Source organism: Terrabacter sp. NPDC080008 (genome assembly GCF_040702505.1).
GTDB lineage: Bacteria > Actinomycetota > Actinomycetes > Actinomycetales > Dermatophilaceae > Terrabacter.
The window spans coordinates 344,558-363,014 of the sequence record NZ_JBFBLC010000005.1 but is presented as its reverse complement, the minus strand read 5'-3'; the positions used below and the strand labels follow the sequence as shown (position 1 = coordinate 363,014).

At 71.1% G+C, this 18,457-nt stretch carries 15 protein-coding genes and 1 rRNA gene; 5 read left to right on the top strand and 11 right to left on the bottom strand.

Annotated features, from left to right (window positions below):
- From AB0316_RS16185 to AB0316_RS16150, 8 genes are all read right to left on the bottom strand, one after another.
- Positions 1 to 306 (bottom strand): 16S ribosomal RNA (locus AB0316_RS16185); the annotation flags it as partial.
- A gap of 654 nt (positions 307 to 960) precedes the next feature.
- The gene (locus AB0316_RS16180; protein ID WP_366274068.1) at positions 961 to 2,250 is read right to left on the bottom strand and encodes a thymidine phosphorylase; all 1,290 of its coding nucleotides are present in this window, start codon (positions 2,248 to 2,250) and stop codon (positions 961 to 963) included.
- 57 nt (positions 2,251 to 2,307) lie between these two features.
- Positions 2,308 to 2,754: a cytidine deaminase gene (locus AB0316_RS16175; RefSeq protein ID WP_366274067.1), complete on the bottom strand. Its 447-nt coding sequence runs from the start codon at positions 2,752 to 2,754 to the stop codon at positions 2,308 to 2,310.
- Entirely contained in the window at positions 2,751 to 4,025 is a 1,275-nt protein-coding gene (locus AB0316_RS16170) for an ABC transporter permease (protein ID WP_366274066.1), read from the bottom strand. The genes AB0316_RS16175 and AB0316_RS16170 overlap by 4 nt, the downstream gene beginning before the upstream one ends.
- On the bottom strand, positions 4,022 to 5,143 hold the full coding sequence (locus tag AB0316_RS16165; protein ID WP_366274065.1) for an ABC transporter permease: 1,122 nt from the start codon (positions 5,141 to 5,143) through the stop codon (positions 4,022 to 4,024). Before AB0316_RS16165 ends, AB0316_RS16170 begins: the two co-directional genes overlap by 4 nt.
- On the bottom strand, positions 5,140 to 6,888 hold the full coding sequence (locus AB0316_RS16160; RefSeq protein ID WP_366274064.1) for an ABC transporter ATP-binding protein: 1,749 nt from the start codon (positions 6,886 to 6,888) through the stop codon (positions 5,140 to 5,142). The genes AB0316_RS16165 and AB0316_RS16160 overlap by 4 nt, the downstream gene beginning before the upstream one ends.
- 239 nt (positions 6,889 to 7,127) lie before the next feature.
- Positions 7,128 to 8,189 carry a BMP family ABC transporter substrate-binding protein gene (locus AB0316_RS16155; RefSeq protein WP_366274063.1) on the bottom strand — a complete coding sequence of 354 codons (1,062 nt, stop codon included), beginning with the start codon at positions 8,187 to 8,189 and terminating at the stop codon, positions 7,128 to 7,130.
- Between the two features lie 112 nt (positions 8,190 to 8,301).
- Positions 8,302 to 9,561, bottom strand: a complete 1,260-nt coding sequence (locus AB0316_RS16150; RefSeq protein ID WP_366274062.1) for an amidohydrolase — start codon at positions 9,559 to 9,561, stop codon at positions 8,302 to 8,304.
- 90 nt (positions 9,562 to 9,651) lie between these two features.
- On the opposite strand from AB0316_RS16150, the gene AB0316_RS16145 reads away from it, so the two are divergent.
- On the top strand, positions 9,652 to 10,347 hold the full coding sequence (locus AB0316_RS16145; RefSeq protein ID WP_366274061.1) for a (2Fe-2S)-binding protein: 696 nt from the start codon (positions 9,652 to 9,654) through the stop codon (positions 10,345 to 10,347).
- Positions 10,348 to 10,576: 229 nt separating this feature from the next.
- Positions 10,577 to 11,209, top strand: a complete 633-nt coding sequence (locus AB0316_RS16140) for a DUF559 domain-containing protein (RefSeq protein ID WP_366274060.1) — start codon at positions 10,577 to 10,579, stop codon at positions 11,207 to 11,209.
- 73 nt (positions 11,210 to 11,282) lie between these two features.
- Here AB0316_RS16140 and AB0316_RS16135 read toward each other — a convergent pair whose 3' ends face one another.
- Both AB0316_RS16135 and AB0316_RS16130 read right to left on the bottom strand, forming a co-directional pair.
- Entirely contained in the window at positions 11,283 to 12,875 is a 1,593-nt protein-coding gene (locus AB0316_RS16135; protein WP_366274059.1) for an acyl-CoA mutase large subunit family protein, read from the bottom strand.
- A 188-nt stretch (positions 12,876 to 13,063) separates the two neighbouring features.
- Positions 13,064 to 13,582, bottom strand: a complete 519-nt coding sequence (locus AB0316_RS16130) for a MarR family transcriptional regulator (RefSeq protein WP_366274058.1) — start codon at positions 13,580 to 13,582, stop codon at positions 13,064 to 13,066.
- A 79-nt stretch (positions 13,583 to 13,661) separates the two neighbouring features.
- Here AB0316_RS16130 and AB0316_RS16125 point away from each other — a divergent pair, with 79 nt between their 5' ends.
- The 3 genes from AB0316_RS16125 (at position 13,662) to AB0316_RS16115 (ending at position 17,433) form a co-directional block, all read left to right on the top strand.
- Entirely contained in the window at positions 13,662 to 14,657 is a 996-nt protein-coding gene (locus tag AB0316_RS16125; protein ID WP_366274057.1) for an ABC transporter ATP-binding protein, read from the top strand.
- A complete protein-coding gene (locus AB0316_RS16120; RefSeq protein ID WP_366274056.1) occupies positions 14,654 to 16,264 on the top strand; it encodes a polyketide antibiotic transporter in 1,611 nt (536 codons plus the stop codon). Before AB0316_RS16125 ends, AB0316_RS16120 begins: the two co-directional genes overlap by 4 nt.
- An 80-nt stretch (positions 16,265 to 16,344) precedes the next feature.
- Positions 16,345 to 17,433 (top strand): mannose-1-phosphate guanylyltransferase, encoded by a 1,089-nt coding sequence (locus AB0316_RS16115; protein ID WP_366274055.1) that lies wholly within the window; start codon positions 16,345 to 16,347, stop codon positions 17,431 to 17,433.
- 40 nt (positions 17,434 to 17,473) lie between these two features.
- On the opposite strand, the gene AB0316_RS16110 is transcribed toward AB0316_RS16115, so the two are convergent.
- A complete protein-coding gene (locus AB0316_RS16110) occupies positions 17,474 to 18,442 on the bottom strand; it encodes an SDR family NAD(P)-dependent oxidoreductase (RefSeq protein WP_366274054.1) in 969 nt (322 codons plus the stop codon).
- Positions 18,443 to 18,457 lie beyond the last annotated feature (15 nt).

Sequence of the window (18,457 nt, the reverse complement as noted above, 5' to 3'; positions counted from 1 at the left end):
GGTCGCCCTCTCAGGCCGGCTACCCGTCGTCGCCTTGGTGAGCCATTACCTCACCAACAAGCTGATAGGCCGCGAGTCCATCCCAGACCGAAAAACTTTCCACACCATACGGATGCCCGTTGGTGTCATATCCGGTATTAGCTCCGGTTTCCCGGGGTTATCCCAGAGTCAGGGGCAGGTTACTCACGTGTTACTCACCCGTTCGCCACTGATCAGACCAAGCAAGCTTGATCGTCACCGTTCGACTTGCATGTGTTAAGCACGCCGCCAGCGTTCGTCCTGAGCCAGGATCAAACTCTCCGTTGATGTTCAAACACCCACCACGCGATAACGCAGCGAGCAAACTTTGAACCCATGAAGGGTCCGAAAACCTGACTGAAGTCGAACAACCAGCTCAAAAGAGTTGATCATTCAGTTTCAACCAAAGGATATTCGTCCAAAACCCGACACAACCACCCGAACGAGTGACCATGCCGCGCCTCGGGACGAGGTAATTGGCATCGATTTTTGACACGCTGTTGAGTTCTCAAGAATCGGACACACACCATCAACCACACCCACCAACGCGGGCCCGGCCTCCGGGGCAACCCTTCAAACTTACCCGCCTCAAGCTTGGGAGTCAAACCCGCGAACCAGCCTTCAGGCCGTCCAGGTCCAACCCGCTTGGTGTCAGCGGTTCCTGCTCGCTGAAGTTTACCGCGATCGCTCGCGGCCCTCCAGTCGTTCCCGCAGGCCCCGATGAGTCGAGACCTTCCGGGGCTGTCCGAGACACTACCGGACGAACCGGTGAGCTCTGGACTGCGGTGGTCAGCCCCGGGACCGGCCAGCTTCGCTCGGGTGATTTTCACCGCCGCGGTGGCGTCCGTTCCTCCCTGTCGGGCTGACGAAGAGAACAGTAGCCCGGCCACGCGTCATCCCCCAAATCGGGCCACAAGACGTGCTTCGCCGCCGGCTCGCGAGTCAGGAAACCCGGTCGATGACGATGGGCATCAGGTCCGGTCGAGAGCCCTCGGGCGCGATCGTGTAGCCACCGTCGAGTGCCTCGAGGGCCCGCGCGAACCTCTCTGGTTCGTCGGTGTGCAGCGTCATGAGCGGTTCTCCTCCACGCACCGTGGCGCCCGGCTTGTAGTGCAGCTCCACGCCGGCACCTGCCTGGACGACGTCCTCCTTGCGCGCCCGTCCGGCACCGAGCCGCCAGGCGGCCACGCCCACGGCGAGCGCATCGAGCTGCACGAGCACGCCGTCGGCGGGAGCCAGGACCTGGTGGGTCTCCTTCGCCCGCGGCAGGTCCGCATCGGGATCCCCTCCCTGGGCGCGGATCATCCGCCGCCACACGTCCATGGCGCGTCCGTCGGCGAGCACGTCGGCCGGGTCGACGTCGGAGCGACCGGCGCCGGCGACCATCTCGCGAGCGAGCGCGAGGGTGAGCTCCACGACGTCCTCGGGTCCCCCGCCTTCAAGCACCTCGACCGACTCACGCACCTCCAGGGCGTTGCCGGCGGTGAGGCCCAGCGGCGTCTCCATATTCGTCAGCAGCGCGACCGTGTGCACGCCCGCGTCCTTGCCGAGCCGCACCATGGTCTCCGCGAGCTCACGCGCCTGCCCGAGCTCCTTCATGAAGGCCCCCGAGCCGACCTTGACGTCGAGCACGAGCGAGCCGGTGCCCTCGGCGATCTTCTTGCTCATGATGGACGTCGCGATGAGGGGCACGCAGGACACGGTCCCCGTGACGTCGCGCAACGCATACAGCTTCTTGTCGGCGGGAGCCAGGCCCGAGCCCGCGGCGCAGATGACGGCCCCAACGTCCTCGAGCTGGCGCAGCATCTCCTCGTTGGAGAGGTTCGCCCGCCACCCGGGGATGGACTCCAGCTTGTCGAGCGTGCCCCCGGTGTGGCCGAGTCCGCGACCCGAGAGCTGCGGGACCGCGACGCCGCACGCGGCCACGATCGGTGCGAGCGGCAGCGTGATCTTGTCGCCCACCCCGCCCGTCGAGTGCTTGTCGCTCGTCGGGCGCGACAGCCCGGAGAAGTCGAGCCGCTCCCCCGAGCGGATCATCGCGTCGGCCCACCGCGCGATCTCGCGGGAGGTCATGCCGTTAAGGTAGATCGCCATCGCGAGGGAGGACATCTGCTCCTCGGCGACGACGCCCCGGGTGTAGGCGTCGATCACCCAGTCGATCTGGGCGTCCGAGAGCTCCTCCCTGTCGCGCTTGGCGGAAATGACGTCGACGGCATCGAAGGCTTCGCTCACGGGACCCATCATGTCGCAGCGCAGCCAGGCGCCCGCCACGGACCACGCCGACGCCGTTCAGCCCTCGGCGTGACGCAGGTCCTCGACCCCGAACGCCTGCGGCAGCACCGCCGTCATCGGCAGCACGCCCTCGGGGGTCATCAGCAGGCACTCCGGCCCGCCGTTCTCCCAGAGCAGCTGGCGGCACCGGCCGCAGGGCATCAGCGCCTGGCCGTCACCACCGACGCAGAAGACCGCTGTCAGGCGGCCTCCGCCGGTGGCGTGCAGCTCGGACACCATGCCGCACTCGGCGCACAGCGCGACGCCGTAGGCCGCGTTCTCGACGTTGCAGCCCGCCACGACCCGCCCGTCGTCGACGAGACCAGCGACCCCCACCCGGAAGTGGGAGTAGGGGGCGTACGCGCGCTCCATCAGCTCGACCGCCCGCCGGCGCAGCGCCTCCCAGTCGACCTCGCCGGCCGCGCCACGCGACGACCGAGCCAGGCGGTCCGCCTGGTCGGTCACGACGCCTCACCCTTGCGGTACACGGCACCGTCAGCGGCCGGCATACGCAAGCGCTGCGAGGCGAACGCGAGGACGAGGAGCGTGGCGACGTAGGGGGTCATGCCCGTGAACTCGTTGGGGACGGCGGGGGCAGAGAGGAACCAGCCGAGCGCGAGCACGCCCATGACGACCATGGGGACGCCGACGAACGGCTTGCCCTGCCGGCGACGCACCCACTGCCAGACGCCCCAGGCGACCAGCGCCACCGCGATCGGCAGCAGGTAGGCGCGCACCACGTCACCGCCACCGCGCAGCTGCACGGCGTCGGTGTAGCCGAAGAGGGCGGCGCCACCCGCGAGGCCGCCCGGCCGCCAGTTGCCGAAGATCATCGCGGCGAGGCCGATGAAGCCGCGGCCGCCGGTCTGGCCCTCGCGGTAGAGGTTGCTCGCCACGAGGACGAGGAAGCCGCCCGCGAGCCCCGCCAGGCCCCCGGAGATCAGGACGGCCAGGAACTTGTAGCGGTAGACGTTGACGCCGAGCGTCTCGGCAGCGACCGGGGACTCGCCGCACGAGCGCAGTCGCAGGCCGAAGGCCGTGCGCCACAGGATCCACCACGTGGCCACGAGCAGCAGCACGGCGATGATCGTCAGGACGTTGAGGTTGGTCGTGACTGCCCGCAGCACCGCAGCCAGGTCGGAGAGAAGCCACCAGTGCTTCTGCTCGAGGCTCAGGAGCGGGTCCGCGACACCGGGGACGGACAGGAACGGCAGCTGCTCGAGCGGAGGCGACTGCGTCGGGCCACCGCCGGGCAGACCGGTGAACGTGCGGACCGCGAGGTAGGCGCCGGCGCCCGCCCCGAGGAGGTTGATCGCGACGCCGGAGACGATGTGGTCGACACCGAACACGACGGTCGCGACGGCGTGGATGGCTCCCCCGACGACCCCGAGCAGGATCGCGCCGAAGATGCCGGCCCACGGGCCGTAGTGGTAGCCGAAGAAGGCCCCACCCCACGTGCCGAAGATCATCATGCCCTCGAGGCCGATGTTGACGACGCCCGCCCGCTCGCTCCAGAGGCCGCCGAGTCCGGCCAGGCCGATCGGCACGGCGAGGCCGATGGCGGCCATCACGGCGCCGGAGGAGTCGATGTCGTTGGCGCCGGTGATGACGCGCACGGTCGAGAGCACGAGCAGGGCGCCCACGACGATCGCGGCCCAGAACCAGCGGGGCCGGCCGGCGCGCTTGGCCACCGGCGCCGTGGCCGGTGCCGTCTCGGTCATGACGGAGGTGCTCATGCCAGGGCTCCTTCGGTCGGCGCGCCGGCTTGCCGGGCGAGCTCGCTGGCGACGCGACGCTGCTCGAGTCGGACGTTGGCGCGGCGCACGACCTCGTAGGCGATGACGACGGACAGCACGATGACTCCTTGGATGACGAGCACGAGCCGGTCGCTGACGCCGGCCGTGATCTGCAGGCCGTTGCCCTGCGCGTCGAGGTAGGACCACAGCAGCGCGGCGAAGGCGATGCCGACGGGGTTGTTGCGGCCGAGCAGGGCGATGGCGATGCCGGCGAAGCCGAGGCCCGCCTGCACCGTGTCGCCGTAGACGTAGTCCTGCCCGAAGAGGAGCGGCATGCCGACGAGGCCGGCGGCCGCGCCGGAGATCAGCATCGAGGTGAGCACCATCCGCTTGACCTTGACGCCGCTCGCGACGGCCGCCGACTCGGAGCGGCCGGTGGCGCGCAGGTCGAAGCCGAACCGGGTCTTGTTGATGACGAACCAGTAGAGGATGCCGACGAGGATCGCGAGCAGAACGAAGCCGTAGATCTTGCTCGGCGTGGCGATGATGCCGTCGAGCGAGATGCCGGGGACCCGGGAGTCCTCGGGCAGCGGCTTGGTGTTGGTCGCGTTGCTGCCCTGCACCCGTTCGGCGGTCTTGCCGAGCAGGAAAGCGACGAGGAAGGTCGCGATGGAGTTGAGCATGATCGTCGAGATCACCTCGGAGACGCCGCGCGTCACCTTCAGGACGCCAGCGATGCCGGCCCAGATCGCGCCGGACGCCATCGCCACGAGCAGCGCGACGATGATGTTGAGCCAGCCCGGGAGCCAGCCCTGGCCGGCGAAGAGGGCGGCGGCGAACGAGGCCACGCGGTACTGCCCGTCGACGCCGATGTTGAACAGGTTCATCCGGAAGCCGATCGCCACCGCGATGGCCGAGAGGTAGTAGACCGAGGCGCCGTTGATGATGTTGATGACCTGGCGCGGCAGCGGAGCCTTGAACAGCTGGGCCCACACGGCGCCGACGGGGTCGCCGGCGACGAGCAGGATGATGCTCGTCACGACCACCGCCACGACGATCGAGAGCAGCGGCGCCGCGATCGCCATCAGGATGCGGCGGGCGTCGAAGCGGGTGCTCATCGGGTCTCCCCCTCATCGGGCGTGCCCGTCGTGGGCACGTCGGTCGAGCCGTCGGGTGAGGGGCTGCCCACCGGTTGGGTCGTATGCGTGGTCGGCGTCGCCGCTGCAGGCGCAGCTGTGGTGTCGGCCGAGGTGTCCGACAGGTTGTCCGACGGGGTGTCGGACGAGGCGGCGGCCGGCGTGTCGGGCGTGGACTCCGCACCGGTCATGGCAGCACCGAGCTCCTCGCGCGTCACCACGTCGGGGTCGAACTCGCCGGAGAGGCTCCCGCGGAGGATGACCCGGATCGTGTCGGAGAGGCCCACGAGCTCCTCGAGGTCGGCCGAGATGAGCAGCACGCCGAGACCGTCGCGGCGGGCCGCCTTGATGTGGTCCCAGATCGCGGCCTGCGCGCCGACGTCGACACCGCGGGTCGGGTGCGCGGCCACGAGGACGCGCGGGTTGCGGCGCATCTCGCGCCCGATGATGAGCTTCTGCTGGTTGCCACCGGAGAGGGAGCCGGACGTCACGTCGATCGACGGCGTGCGCACGTCGAACTCCTTGACGATCGTCTCGGTCTCGCGCTTGGCGCCGGAGGCGTTGACGAGGATGCCGCCGGGGCCGGACACGTTGACCGACTCGGTCTGGTGGCCGAGGATCACGTTCTCCCACAGCGGGGCGTCGAGGAGCAGCCCGTGGCGGTGCCGGTCCTCGGGGATGTAGCCGATGCCCGCCTCGCGGATCTCGCGGACCTCCCAGTCGGAGATGTCGACGTCGCCGAGCCGGATGCGACCCGCCGAGGGCTCACGGATGCCCATGATGACCTCGACGAGCTCGGCCTGGCCGTTGCCCTCGACGCCGGCGATGCCGACGATCTCGCCCGCGTGGATTGTGAGGCTGATGTCGTCGAGCAGCGCCCGCCCGCCGGCCGGGTCGGCAAGCGAGATGTCCTCCACGGTCAGCACCGGCGTCTGCGTGACCGTCGACTCCTCCGTCGAGGGCGACGGCAGCTCGGAGCCGACCATGAGCTCGGCGAGCTGGTGCGGCGTGACGCCCGTCGGGTCGACCTCGGCGACGGTCGTGCCGCGCCGGATCACCGTGATGGCGTCGGCGACCTTGAGCACCTCGTCGAGCTTGTGCGAGATGAACACGACGGTCAGGCCCTCGGACTTCAGCTCCCGCAGGTTGTCGAAGAGCTCATCGACCTCCTGCGGCACCAGGACCGCGGTCGGCTCGTCGAGGATGATGATGCGCGCGCCGCGGTAGAGGACCTTGAGGATCTCGATGCGCTGGCGCGCCCCGACCCCCAGGTCGGCCACGAGCGCGTCGGGCGGGACCTCGAGGCCGTAGGCGTCGGAGATCTCGCGGATCTTCGCGCGGGCCCGGTCACCGATGCCGTGCAGCTTCTCGGCGCCGAGGACGACGTTCTCGAGGACGGTGAGGTTGTCGGCGAGCTGGAAGTGCTGGAAGACCATGCCGATGCCGGCCGCGATGGCGTCCGACGGGGAGCGCAGCTGGCGCACCTGCCCGTCGACCTCGATCGTGCCCTCGTCGGGCTGCTGGACCCCGTAGAGGATCTTCATGAGCGTCGACTTGCCGGCGCCGTTCTCGCCGACGACCGCGTGCACCGTGCCCCTGTCGACGGTGAGCGCGATGTCCTTGTTGGCCACGACACCGGGGAATCGCTTCGTGATGCCCTCCAGCCGGACGGCGGGGGCTCCGTGGTGTACGGCCCTCGGGGGCTCGCCGGGCTTGTCCCCGGTCACGGCCGCGTTGCTGACGATGACACACACTCCTCATGCGGGCCCGCCTCGGCGCGGGCGTCGATCGAGTATTGAACCAGCACCCCGGGCCCTGGCAAGGCCCCCGGTGCCGGAAGGACACCGGTGCGACCTGCGCAGGACTGCTCCGGGGGAAGCGACGGCCCGGACGACGCTGCACGCGCCGCCCGGGCCGTCCAGTGGGACGACGGCACGAGCCGCTCCCGCTGCGAGCTGTCAGGCGATCAGGACTTCGGGACCGTGATCTCGCCCGAGATGATCTTCTGCTTGTACTCGTCGAGCTTGCTCTTGATGTCGTCGATGTGGCCACCGGTGGTGGAGTAGTCGACGCCGCCGGCCTTGAGGTCGAAGACCTTGTTGCCGGCCTTGAAGGTGCCGTTCTTCACCTCGGTGATGAAGTCGAAGACACCGACGTCGACCTTCTTGATCATCGAGGTCAGGATGACGTCGCGGACGTCCGCCGGGGCCGTCTTGGCCTGGTCGGAGTCGACGCCGATGGCCCACTTGCCGGCCGCCTTGGCCGCCGTGAAGACACCGCCGCCGGAGCCGCCGGCCGCGTGGTAGACGACGTCGGCGCCACCCTGGTACATGCCGTCGGCCGCGGCCTTGCCCTTGTCGACCGAGTTGAAGCCGGAGAAGTCCGGCGGCTGCGTGAGGTACTTGACGTCGATCTTGATGTTCGGCTTGACCGCCTTGGCGCCGGCCTCGTAGCCGACCTCGAACTTCTTGATCAGGTCAGTCTGGACACCGCCGATGAAGCCGATGTGGTTCGTCTTGCTCTTGAGCGCAGCGGCCGCGCCGACAAGGAAGGAGCCCTGCTCCTCGGCGAACGTGATCTGGTCGACGTTCGAGCCGGCGGAGTCGGGCGAGGCGTCGTCGACGATGGCGAACTTTACGTCGGGGTTGGCCTTGGCGGTCTCCCCCACGGCCTTGGCGTACGCGAAGCCCACGGCCACGATGTTGTTGTAGCCGGCGTCGATCAGCGACTGGAGGCGGTCCTTGCGCGCGGACTCGGACTCGCCGGAGACCGCAGTGGCCTCCTTCGTGCTGGCACCGAGCTCGGCCTTCGCCTTGTCGAGGCCCGCGGCTGCGGCGTCGTTGAACGACTGGTCACCGCGACCACCCACGTCGTAGGCCATGCCGATCTTCAGCGTGCCGCCGCCGGCCGCGCCGGTCGATCCGCCCGTGCTGCCGGAGGAGGTCGTGTTGCCGGTGCTGCTGCCGCAGGCCGCGAGGCCGAGCGCTGCGGCGGCGACCACAGACGCGACCTTGGTTGCGTGACGCAAGAGGTGCTCCTTAGATGCGCGGGGCCGACGACGACATCGGCCCAGATAGCACGGAACTGTAGACCCCGCAGCAGCAGGATCTGAGCGGCTCCGGCCAAGTCGGCCGCAAGTGTTACCGATCCGCGACCGCGGTCAGTGGAGATACCCCGGTGAGGGTCGGCGTACCCGCCAGCTGCGCCGCCGCGGAGAAGACGACGCCGGCCAGGGTGCAGGCCCCGACCGGGATCGCGGCCTCGTCGACGACGAGGTCGCCCCGGTGCAGGTCGAAGGTCGGGCCGCCCGGCGTGCGCGTGCCCAGCCGTGCCATGGCTCCGGGGACGTGGGTGAGGTACCAAGCGAAGTCCTCGCCGCCGAGGGACTGCGGCGTCGGCGCGACGAAGCCGCCCGTCCCGGTGACCGCGGCGGTGAGCGCGTCGATGCACGAGGCGTCGTTGACGACGGGTGGCACTCCCTTGGTGATCGTGACATCGGCCCGGACGGCATACGGCTTGACGACGTCGTGCACGACGGACTCGAGGAGGCGCTCGACGCCCTCCCAGATGCCCGCGTCGAGCATGCGCAGCGTGCCGCCGACCTTGCCGGACGCCGGGATGACGTTGTGGGCGCCGCCCGAGTGGATCGAGCCCCAGACGAGAGCCGCTCCGGCGCGTGGGTCGAGACGGCGCGACAGCACGGCGGGCACGTCGGTGACGACCTTGGCGAGGGCGTACGTCAGGTCCTGGGTCAGGTGGGGGCGGGAGGTGTGTCCGCCACGGCCGGAGAGGGTCACCTCGATCTGGTCCGCGGCCGCCGTGACGGCTCCGACGCGAAGGCCCACCTGGCCGGCGTCGAGGCTCGGGTCGCAGTGCAGGGCGAAGATCCGGTCGACCCCGACCAGTCCGTCCTGGGCCACGACGTCCTCGGCGCCGCCGGGCATGAGCTCCTCGGCCGGCTGGAAGACGAGGCGGGCGGCCACCCCCGCGTCGACCAGCCGGTCCTCGACCTGCTTGAGCGCCAGGGCCGCCCCGATGAGCGCGGTGGTGTGGACGTCGTGCCCGCACGAGTGGCTGACGCCGTCGGTCTCGGACGCGAAGGGCAGACCGGTCTGCTCGCGAATGGGCAGCGCGTCGATGTCGGCGCGCAGGGCGATGCGGTGCACAGGGTCGGTGGCGCCCAGCTCGGCGACGAGGCCGGTGCCGCGCAGGCGGCGCACGCCGATGCCGGCCCGCTCGAGCCGCTCGGCGATGAGGGCGGTCGTGCGCACCTCGCCGCGGCCCAGCTCCGGGTGCGTGTGCAGGTCGCGCCGGATGGTGACCAGCTCGGGCACGTGCTCCTCGACGGTTCGGGCGATGGCCTCGAAGGGCAGCGAAGGAGTGCGGTCGGTCACGATCACAGGAGTCTAGCGAGAGGATGGGGCCGGTCCCCGCCCGCGGGGGCGCCGGCGGGGCCAGGAGGTCCGCCGCCACGGAGGGAGAGGTCAGGGGTGGAGCAGCAGGCAGACGTGCAGCCCGTGCATGCCACCGAGGCCGTGCGGCAGGTCGTGTCGGTCGTCGACCGCGCCCTGCCGTTCACCACCATGACGTGCGAGACGTCCGGGGCGACGGTGTGGTTCGGTGACGTGCTGGCGCACGTGCGGGCAGGCGCGGATCCGCTCGCCCCGTGGCGGGACGCGCTGCGCGGGCAGATGTCGGACCGTCACGGGGTGACGGTGCGGCCACACGTGCCGGCGGCCTTCGTGCTCCAGTGGGCGTGCGAGGTGGTTGCCACCCCGATGGCGTACGCAGCCGTGCTGGGTCCGTGGCTGCTCGTGCCCTCACCTGCCGGGCTGGGTCTCGAGCTGGCCCCCGGCCTGTATCCCGCGCGCATCGTCGTGGACCCGACGCGCGCTGGCCTGTCCGTGGACGAGGAGGCCGGGCGTCGTCTGGAACGGGCCCGGACGGCATACCTCGGCCTGGTCTCGGAGGTCGTGACGGCATACGCCCCCGGGGTGAAGATGAGCTCACGCCAGCGGTGGGGCGTCGTCGAGGACGTCTGGGCGACCTCGGTACGGCTCGCGCGCGGCGCTGCCGGCGAGAGCGTCGGGACGGAGCCGACGCGGGTGTCGTGCTGCTTCATCTACGCGCTGCCCGGGATGCGCGAGTGCGCAGCCTGCCCCCGCCACAACCGCCCGCGCACCTAGCTTCGACCCGGCGGACCGCCACCAACTTGCGTATGCCGTGATGTGCGTGCGTGACGACGGCCTGACTTGCCGGTCGTGGCGGTCCGTGGGTCCTGTGGATGGCCGCGGCCGGCGACCGCGACATCCCGGCAGCCTGTGGCCATGGACGTCACGACGGTGCTCGCGCAGTGCGGCGGCAGCGCCAGGTGGTCGCAGCTGCGGCCGGTAGTGCGCCGGCGAGCGCTGCGGCGTGACGCTGCCGCGAGGGCGCAAGCTGCGAGATCCGGCGCGGACCGGGGTGCATCGCCACTGGCGGGACCTCGCCGCTGACGAGATTGCCGACGGATGGGTGACGAGTCCCGCTCGCACCGTCATCGACTGCTGTCTCGACCTGCCTTTCGACGAGGCCCTTGCTGTGGCTGACTCCGCATGGCGGTCCGGGTTGTCACCGCTGGTCGTCCGAGATCTGGCGCTGCGGCTCCCGGCTCGGTCGCGGCGCAAGGTCGGCCGAGTGCTGCAGCACGTGGATCGCGGGTCCGCCAACCCCTTTGAGTCGGTGTTGCGTGCCCTCTGCCTGCAGGTGGACGGGCTCAGCGTAGTGACCCAGCACGTGGTCAAGGGACGCGGCTTCTTCGCGCAGGTCGACCTTGCGGACCGGTCACTGCGCATCGTCATCGAGGCAGAGGGCTTCGACAACCACGGCACCCGACCGGCGCTGAAACGCGACTGTCGGCGCTACACCGGGCTGGCGGCACGCGGATGGGTGGTGCTCCGCTTCACGTGGGACGAGGTGATGTTCGAGCCCGACTACGTCCTGGCCGCATTGGGCTCAACCGTAGCCGTGCGCCGACCTACCGCCACCAAAATCTCGAGGGTGTCGTAGCCGTGCTCGGTGCCCAGCCGCGGCGGAACTCGTGGCGGTCCGTCGGGCCGGGCACACGGCATACGGGCTCGGGTCAGAAGGTCTCGCGGGGCTGGTAGACGCCCCACACCTCGCGCAGCGCGTGCGCGACCTCGCCGCCGGTGGCGCGGGCGGCGAGCGCCTCCTTCATCGGGTAGAGGACGTTGTCGCTGCCGCGGGCGGCCTCCTGCAGCCGGGTGAGTGCGGCCTTGACGGCGTCGTCGTCGCGGTCGGCGCGCAGGGCCTCGAGCCGGGCGCGCTGGTCGGCCTCGATCGTCGGGTCGACGCGCAGCGGCTCGTAGCGCTCCTCCTGGTCGAGCGTGTACTTGTTGACGCCGACGACAGTGCGCTCGCCGTTGTCGATCTCGAGCTGGACGCGGTAGGCGGAGCGCTCGATCTCCGACTTCTGGAAGCCCTGCTCGATGGCGGCGACGGCGCCGCCCTTGTCCTCGACCTGCTGGATGAGGTCGAGCGCGGCGGCCTCGATCTCGTCGGTCATCGACTCGACGACGTACGAACCGGCAAACGGGTCAACGGTCTTCGTCACGTCGGTCTCGTAGGCGATGACCTGCTGGGTGCGCAGCGCGAGCCGCGCGGCCTTCTCGGTGGGCAGCGCGATGGCCTCGTCGAAGGAGTTGGTGTGCAGCGACTGGGTGCCGCCGAGGACGGCGCCGAGGCCCTGGAGGGCGACGCGGACGAGGTTGACCTCGGGCTGCTGGGCGGTCAGCTGCACGCCGGCAGTCTGGGTGTGGAAGCGCAGCATCATCGACTTGGGGTTCTCGGCGCCGAACTGCTCCTTCATGATCCGCGCCCAGATGCGGCGGGCCGCGCGGAACTTCGCGACCTCCTCGAGGAGGGTCGTGCGCGCGACGAAGAAGAAGGACAGGCGCGGCGCGAAGTCGTCGACAGCCAGCCCGGCGGCCTGGGCGGCGCGGACGTACTCCATGGCGTTGGCGAGGGTGAAGGCGATCTCCTGCACGGGCGTCGCACCGGCCTCGGCCATGTGGTAGCCGCTGATGGAGATGGTGTTCCAGCGCGGCATCTCCTTGTGGCAGTAGGCGAAGACGTCGGCGATGAGGCGCAGGGACTCGCGCGGCGGGTAGATGTAGGTGCCGCGGGCGATGTACTCCTTGAGCACGTCGTTCTGGATGGTGCCGGTGAGCTGCTCGCCGGAGACGCCCTGCTCCTCTGCGACGAGCTGGTAGAGCAGCAGCAACGTGGAGCCGGGCGCGTTGATCGTCATCGACGTGGAGATCTTGTCGAGCGGCAGGCCCTCGAACAGGGTGCGCATGTCGTCGAGGCTGTCGATGGCCACGCCCACCTTGCCGACCTCGCCGTGGGCGATCGGCTCGTCGGAGTCGTAGCCCATCTGTGTCGGCAGGTCGAAGGCGACCGAGAGGCCGCCGGTGCCGGCCTGGACGAGCTGGTGGTAGCGCTGGTTGCTCTCCTTGGCGGTGCCGAAGCCGGCGTACTGGCGCATCGTCCACGGGCGCCCGGTGTACATCGACGGGTAGACGCCGCGGGTGAAGGGGTAGCGACCGGGGGCGCCGAGCTTGGCGTCCGCGTCCCAGCCGGCGAGCGCCGACGCGTCGTAGACGGGCTCGATGGGCAGGTCGGACTCGGAGCGCGCGCCAGTGCTGTCAGCCATGCCGCCGAGCGTATCGGCGCGGGGCCCGGCCTTCGCCGCCCGTCGGCCGAACGTTGTCGATGTCACGTCACCGAGGGCGTATGCCGTGTGCCTCCATGGGGGCCGTTCGTGGCCTCTCGACGTGGCGGGACCCGCAAACCTTGGCCTCTCGACGGGGTGGGACCCGCGAAGATTGGCCTCTCGACGGTTCAGTCGGGGGTGGGGAGAGGGAGTGTGCGGGAGAGCTCGGCCTTGCGGTCCTCCCACTCCTGCTCGAGGGCACCCATCCGCTCGGAGAGAAACTCGAGGAAGGCGACCGAGAGCTGCAGCCGCTGTCCGGCGGCGGTCTCGACGCCGCCGACGGCCGGGACCCCGGCGCGCAGGCTCGCCTCGATCTGGGTCAGCAGCCGGTCGCGGGAGAGCATCGCGCCGTGCCAGGCGTCGGCCTGCACGACGTAGACGTCGCGGCGCGACCCGCGCTCGCGCTCCTTGCCGATGAGGTAGGTCTGCGTCAGGTAGCGCACCGCCCCAGATACGGCAGCAGGGCTGACGTCCAGCGCCTCGGTCAGCTCGACCGCCGTCATCCGGCCGTCGTCGTCGGCGAGCAGCTGCGCGAAGACCCGGGAGGCGAGCCGCGGCATACCGGCGTCGGTGAGGGTGTCGCCGAGGCGCTCGACGTACGCCGAGACCGCCTGCTCGTCGCGCTGGGTGGGCAGGGTCGCCGTCACTGGTCCTCCTCCGTCGTCTGCGCCGACCTTAGCCTCTCATAACGTTCAGTAAATCGTGAATCTTGTGTACCGTCGATTCATGACCTCCACGATCCAGGTCCACGAGCTCCGCAAGACCTTCGGCCACACCGTCGCCCTCGACGGGCTCGACCTCGAGGTGTCGGCCGGCGAGATCCACGGCTTCCTCGGACCGAACGGCGCCGGCAAGTCGACGACCCTTCGCATCCTCCTCGGCCTCATCCGCTCCGACAGCGGCAGCGCCACCCTGCTCGGCGGCGACCCGTGGCGCGACGTCGAGACGCTCCACCGCCGCCTCGCCTACGTCCCCGGCGACGTCGCCCTGTGGCCCAACCTCACGGGCGGTGAGGTCATCGACCTCCTGGCCAAGCTGCGCGGCGGCATCGACGAGCAACGCCGTGCCGACATGATCGCCCGGTTCGACCTCGACCCGACCAAGAAGGGCCGGTCCTACTCCAAGGGCAACCGGCAGAAGGTGGCCCTCGTCGCCGCGCTCTGCTCGGACGTCGAGCTGCTGCTGCTCGACGAGCCGACCTCGGGGCTCGACCCGCTGATGGAGGCCGCCTTCAAGGACGCCGTCCGCGAGTTCCGCTCCGGCGGCGGCACGGTGCTGCTCTCGAGCCACATCCTCAGCGAGGTGGAGTCGGTCTGCGACCGCGTCAGCATCATCCGCGAGGGTCGCAACGTCGAGTCGGGCACCCTGGCCCAGCTGCGTCACCTCTCGCGCACCATGGTGGAGGCGACGCTCCAGCACCCGGTGCCGGCCGCGGAGGTCGCCGCCGTGGCCGGTGTCGAGGACGTCGTCGTGTCGGGCGCCAGCGTGCGCTGCTCGGTCGAGAGCGGCCACCTCGGTGAGGTGCTGGGGCTGCTCGGCCGTCACGGCATCGAGTCGCTGACCAGCGCCCCGCCGACGCTGGAGGAGCTGTTCATGGAGCAGTACCGGCCCACCGCCGCCCGCCCGGACGGCCGCGGCATGCCGGCGTCCGCCGACACGAGCACGCCGACCGACTCCGCCGACTCCGCCGGCGCCGACCACAGCGAGGCGGCGCAACGATGAGCGCCGTCACCGGCACGGGTCCGCTCCTGCGGCTGGCGTCCCGACGTGACCGGGTGCTCGTCCCGGTCAGCGTCCTCGGGCTCGTCGCCTTCACGGCCGGGTCGGCCAAGGCGACCATCGACCTCTACCCCACCATCGCCTCGGCGCTCGCGATCTTCGCCCCGCTCCTGGACAACCCCGCGACGGTGGCGCTGTACGGTCCGGCGACGAGCCTGACCCTCGACTCGTTCGCGGTCTACAAGACGATCCTGCTCGGTGGCGTCTTCCTCTGCCTGCTCGCGTACATCGTCGTGCGCCGGCACACCCGCACCGAGGAGGAGGCCGGCCGGCTGGAGCTGCTCGGGGCAGGCGTGGTCCGGCGGGGAGCGCCCCTGACGGCCGCCGTGACGCTCGGGACCTTGGCGGTCCTCGCCACGGCCGTCCTCAGCGGCGCCTCCCTCGCCGGCCTCGGCCTCGACACCCGAGGATCGGTCGCCTTCGCCGTCTCGTGGGTCGTCATGGGGCTGACCTGGGTCGGCATCACGGCGGTCGCGGCCCAGCTGACCGAGACCACCCGGGGCACCGCGGCGATCTCGCTCGGAGCCCTCGGCGTCGCGTTCCTGCTGCGCGCGGTCGGCGACACCGCGGCGTCCGACAGCCCGTCCCGGTTCCTCATCTGGCTATCCCCTCTGGGGTGGGGCGAGCGGGTGTCTCCCTACGGCGCCAACGACTTCCGTCCACTGTGGCTGGGGCTGGCGGCCTACGTCCTGCTCGTCGGCGCGGCCTTCTGGCTGCGCGAGCGACGCGACCTCGGCGCGGGCCTGCTGCCGGCACGCGCCGGCCACGCACGCGGCTCCCTCGGCTCTGTCTCCGGCCTGACCCTCCGGCTGGCTCGCGGCACCCTCATCGGCTGGTCCGTGACGGCGGTGGTCCTCGGCCTCGTCGTCGGCTCCATCGCGACGAACGTCCAGTCGATCGACTCCTCCGGCTCGACCGGGGACATGCTGCGCGCACTCGCCAGGGCCCAGGGCAGCAACGCCTCGCTCGTCGACGTCTTCTTTGCGTCGGAGCTGCACATCGGGGCGTATGCCGTTGCGGCGCTGGGCATCTCGATCGTGACGCGGCTGCGCACCGAGGAGACCGCGATGCGCGCCGAGGCGCTCCTGGCCACCGGCGCCACGCGCACCCGGTGGGCCCTGTCCCACCTCGTGCTGGCGATCGTGTCGACGACCGCGGTCATGGGCGTCGTCGGGCTGCTGGCCGGTGTGGTCGCCGTCCGCACCGCGAAGGGCCCCACCGACCTGTCCGTCGGCGGCCTGGTGCTGGCAGCCCTCGTCACCGCGCCCGCCATGTGGGTGGCGGTGGCCGTGGCGCTGCTGCTCGTCGGGCTGGCGCCGCGGCTGACGGGCCTCGCCTGGGCCGTCCTCATCGTCTTCCTGCTGCTCGGCGAGCTCGTGCCCGTGCTGCAGTGGCCGGAGTGGATGACGAACCTCTCCCCCTTCGGTCACGTGCCGACGCTGCCCGTCGGCGAGGTGCGCTGGCTGCCGCTCGTCCTGCTGACGGTTGTCGCGGCGGCCGTGGCGGCGGCCGGGCTCATCGCGCTCCGCCGGCGCGACATCCCCGCCTGACGGCATACGCAGGCGGTGCGGCGCCGCCCGGCCCCGCGCGCTGCGACGGCGCGGCGCGTCGGGTGGATACGGTGTGCCCCATGACAGGCATACCGGGTCTCTGGGCCGTGATCCCCGCCGGCGGCTCGGGCACCCGGCTGTGGCCGATCTCGCGCCGCCACTCCCCCAAGTTCCTGCACGACCTGACCGGGTCGGGCCAGTCGCTGCTGCGGGCGACGTGGGACCGGCTCCAGCCGCTGGTCGAGGACCGGATGCTCGTCGTCACCGGCGTCGCCCACGAGGAGGCGGTGCGCCGCCAGCTGCCGATGCTCGGCTTCGACGCGGTCATCGGCGAGCCGTCGCCCCGGGACTCCATGCCGGCGATCGGGCTGGCCGCCGCGATCCTCGAGCGCCGCGACCCCGAGGCTGTCCTCGGCTCGTTCGCGGCCGACCACGTCGTCACCGAGCCGGAGAACTTCCGCCGTGCCGTGGGCGAGGCGGTCGTGCTCGCTCGTCGCGGCGAGCTCGTCACCATCGGCATCGAACCCACCGAGCCGGCGACCGGCTTCGGCTACATCCGTCTCGGCGAGCCGCTCGACGTCGTGGGTGCCCCGAGCGCGCACCGGGTCGACGAGTTCGTCGAGAAGCCCGACCGGGAGACGGCGACCCGCTACGTCGAGAGCGGCGACTACCGCTGGAACGCCGGCATGTTCGTCGTCGGAGCCACGACCCTGCTCGAGCTGCTCGGCCAGAACCACCCCGAGATGGTCGACCACCTGCGCACCATCGCGGGCGACCCGCAGCGGATGCGCGACCTGTGGCCGTCGCTGCAGAAGATCGCCATCGACCACGCCGTCGCCGAGCCCGCCGCGGCCGCCGGACGCGTCGCCGTCGTGCCCGCCTCGCTCGGGTGGGACGACGTCGGCGACTTCGCCTCCGTGACGCGGCTCGTCGGCGAGAGCGCCGACCTGCCCGGCATCACCGCCATCGGCCCCGCCGACGACATCATCAGCATCGACTCGACCGCCACGGTCGCGGCCGCCGGCCGGCTCGTCGCGCTCATCGGGGTCGACGACCTCGTCGTCATCGACACCCAGGACGCCCTGCTCATCACGCGCCCCGAGCGCGCGCAGGAGGTCAAGAAGGTCGTCGAGGCCCTGACCGCACAGGGCCGCACCGAGCTGACCTGACCGACTGCACCCCTCGAAGGCCGTATGCCGTCCGGCTGCCTCAGTCGCCGGTCGTCGGCACCCCGGTCTGCTCGCGGACGAACGTCCAGAAGCGATCGACCTGCTCCGGTGTCTCGACCCCGACCGGTGCGTAGTGCGTGGGCCGGCGCCGCCGGTCGTGCCAGAAGCCGCCGGTGCCGATCGCGTCGCCCGTGGCGGCGAGCCACACAGCGGTGTCGGAGCCGGAGGCCGCGTCGCGCAGCAGCGGCCGGGTGAGCGCGGCGAACCGCGGCAGCGAGTCGGTGACGCCGGGGGTGTCGGCCCAGCCGGGGTGCATCGCGTGCGCCGCGATGCTCCTGGCAGCCAGGTCGTCGGCCCACAACCGAGTCAGGACCAGTTGCATGCGCTTGGTGCGGGCGTAGGCCGTCACCCCCGAGTAGTCGCCCGAGGCGTACTCCGGGTCGTCGACGGCGAGGCGCTGGCCGTAGGCGCCGCCGGAGGTCACGACGACGACGCGACCACCGGCGAGAACGTCGCGGAGGCCGTAGGTGAGTACGTGCGGGCCGAGCACGTGGGTGGCGAGGGTGAGCTCGTGACCCTCCGGCGTCGTCGTGCGCCGCGGCGGCAGCACCCCGGCGTTGTGCACGACGGCGTGCAGCCTCGGCACCTCACTCGCAAAGTCGCGCGCGAACTGCGCGGTCGCCGCGAGGTCGCTGATGTCGGCGACGTGCGTGCGCACGTGGGCGAGGGGCTGCTCACGCAACAGGTCGGACCGGGCCCGGTCGAGCCGGCCCGCGTCCCGACCTGTCAGGTGCACGACCGCGCCGAGGCGCGCCAGCCCTCGGGCGGACGCCAGGCCGAGGCCGCCGCTCGCGCCGGTGACGAGCACGTGGCGACCGGCGAGCGCTCCCGGCTCCGGGTCGGCCGGCCACCAGGCGCGGCGCACCGCGGGGCCGATCTTCGTGTAGCCGAGCACCAGGGACTTGTCCATCACCCAGTCGAGGGCGGACGCGACTTCCGGGAGCACCATGGCGCTCACCCTAGG

What these genes read in the sequence shown, in the direction of transcription:
- AB0316_RS16170 (WP_366274066.1), bottom strand. Translation starts at nt 4,025, where the DNA reads ATGAGCACCTCCGTCATGACCGAGACGGCACCGGCCACGGCGCCGGTG.
- AB0316_RS16165 (WP_366274065.1), bottom strand. Translation starts at nt 5,143, where the DNA reads ATGAGCACCCGCTTCGACGCCCGCCGCATCCTGATGGCGATCGCGGCG.
- AB0316_RS16135 (WP_366274059.1), bottom strand. Translation starts at nt 12,875, where the DNA reads ATGGCTGACAGCACTGGCGCGCGCTCCGAGTCCGACCTGCCCATCGAG.
- AB0316_RS16125 (WP_366274057.1), top strand. Translation starts at nt 13,662, where the DNA reads ATGACCTCCACGATCCAGGTCCACGAGCTCCGCAAGACCTTCGGCCAC.
- AB0316_RS16120 (WP_366274056.1), top strand. Translation starts at nt 14,654, where the DNA reads ATGAGCGCCGTCACCGGCACGGGTCCGCTCCTGCGGCTGGCGTCCCGA.
- AB0316_RS16115 (WP_366274055.1), top strand. Translation starts at nt 16,345, where the DNA reads ATGACAGGCATACCGGGTCTCTGGGCCGTGATCCCCGCCGGCGGCTCG.
- AB0316_RS16110 (WP_366274054.1), bottom strand. Translation starts at nt 18,442, where the DNA reads ATGGTGCTCCCGGAAGTCGCGTCCGCCCTCGACTGGGTGATGGACAAG.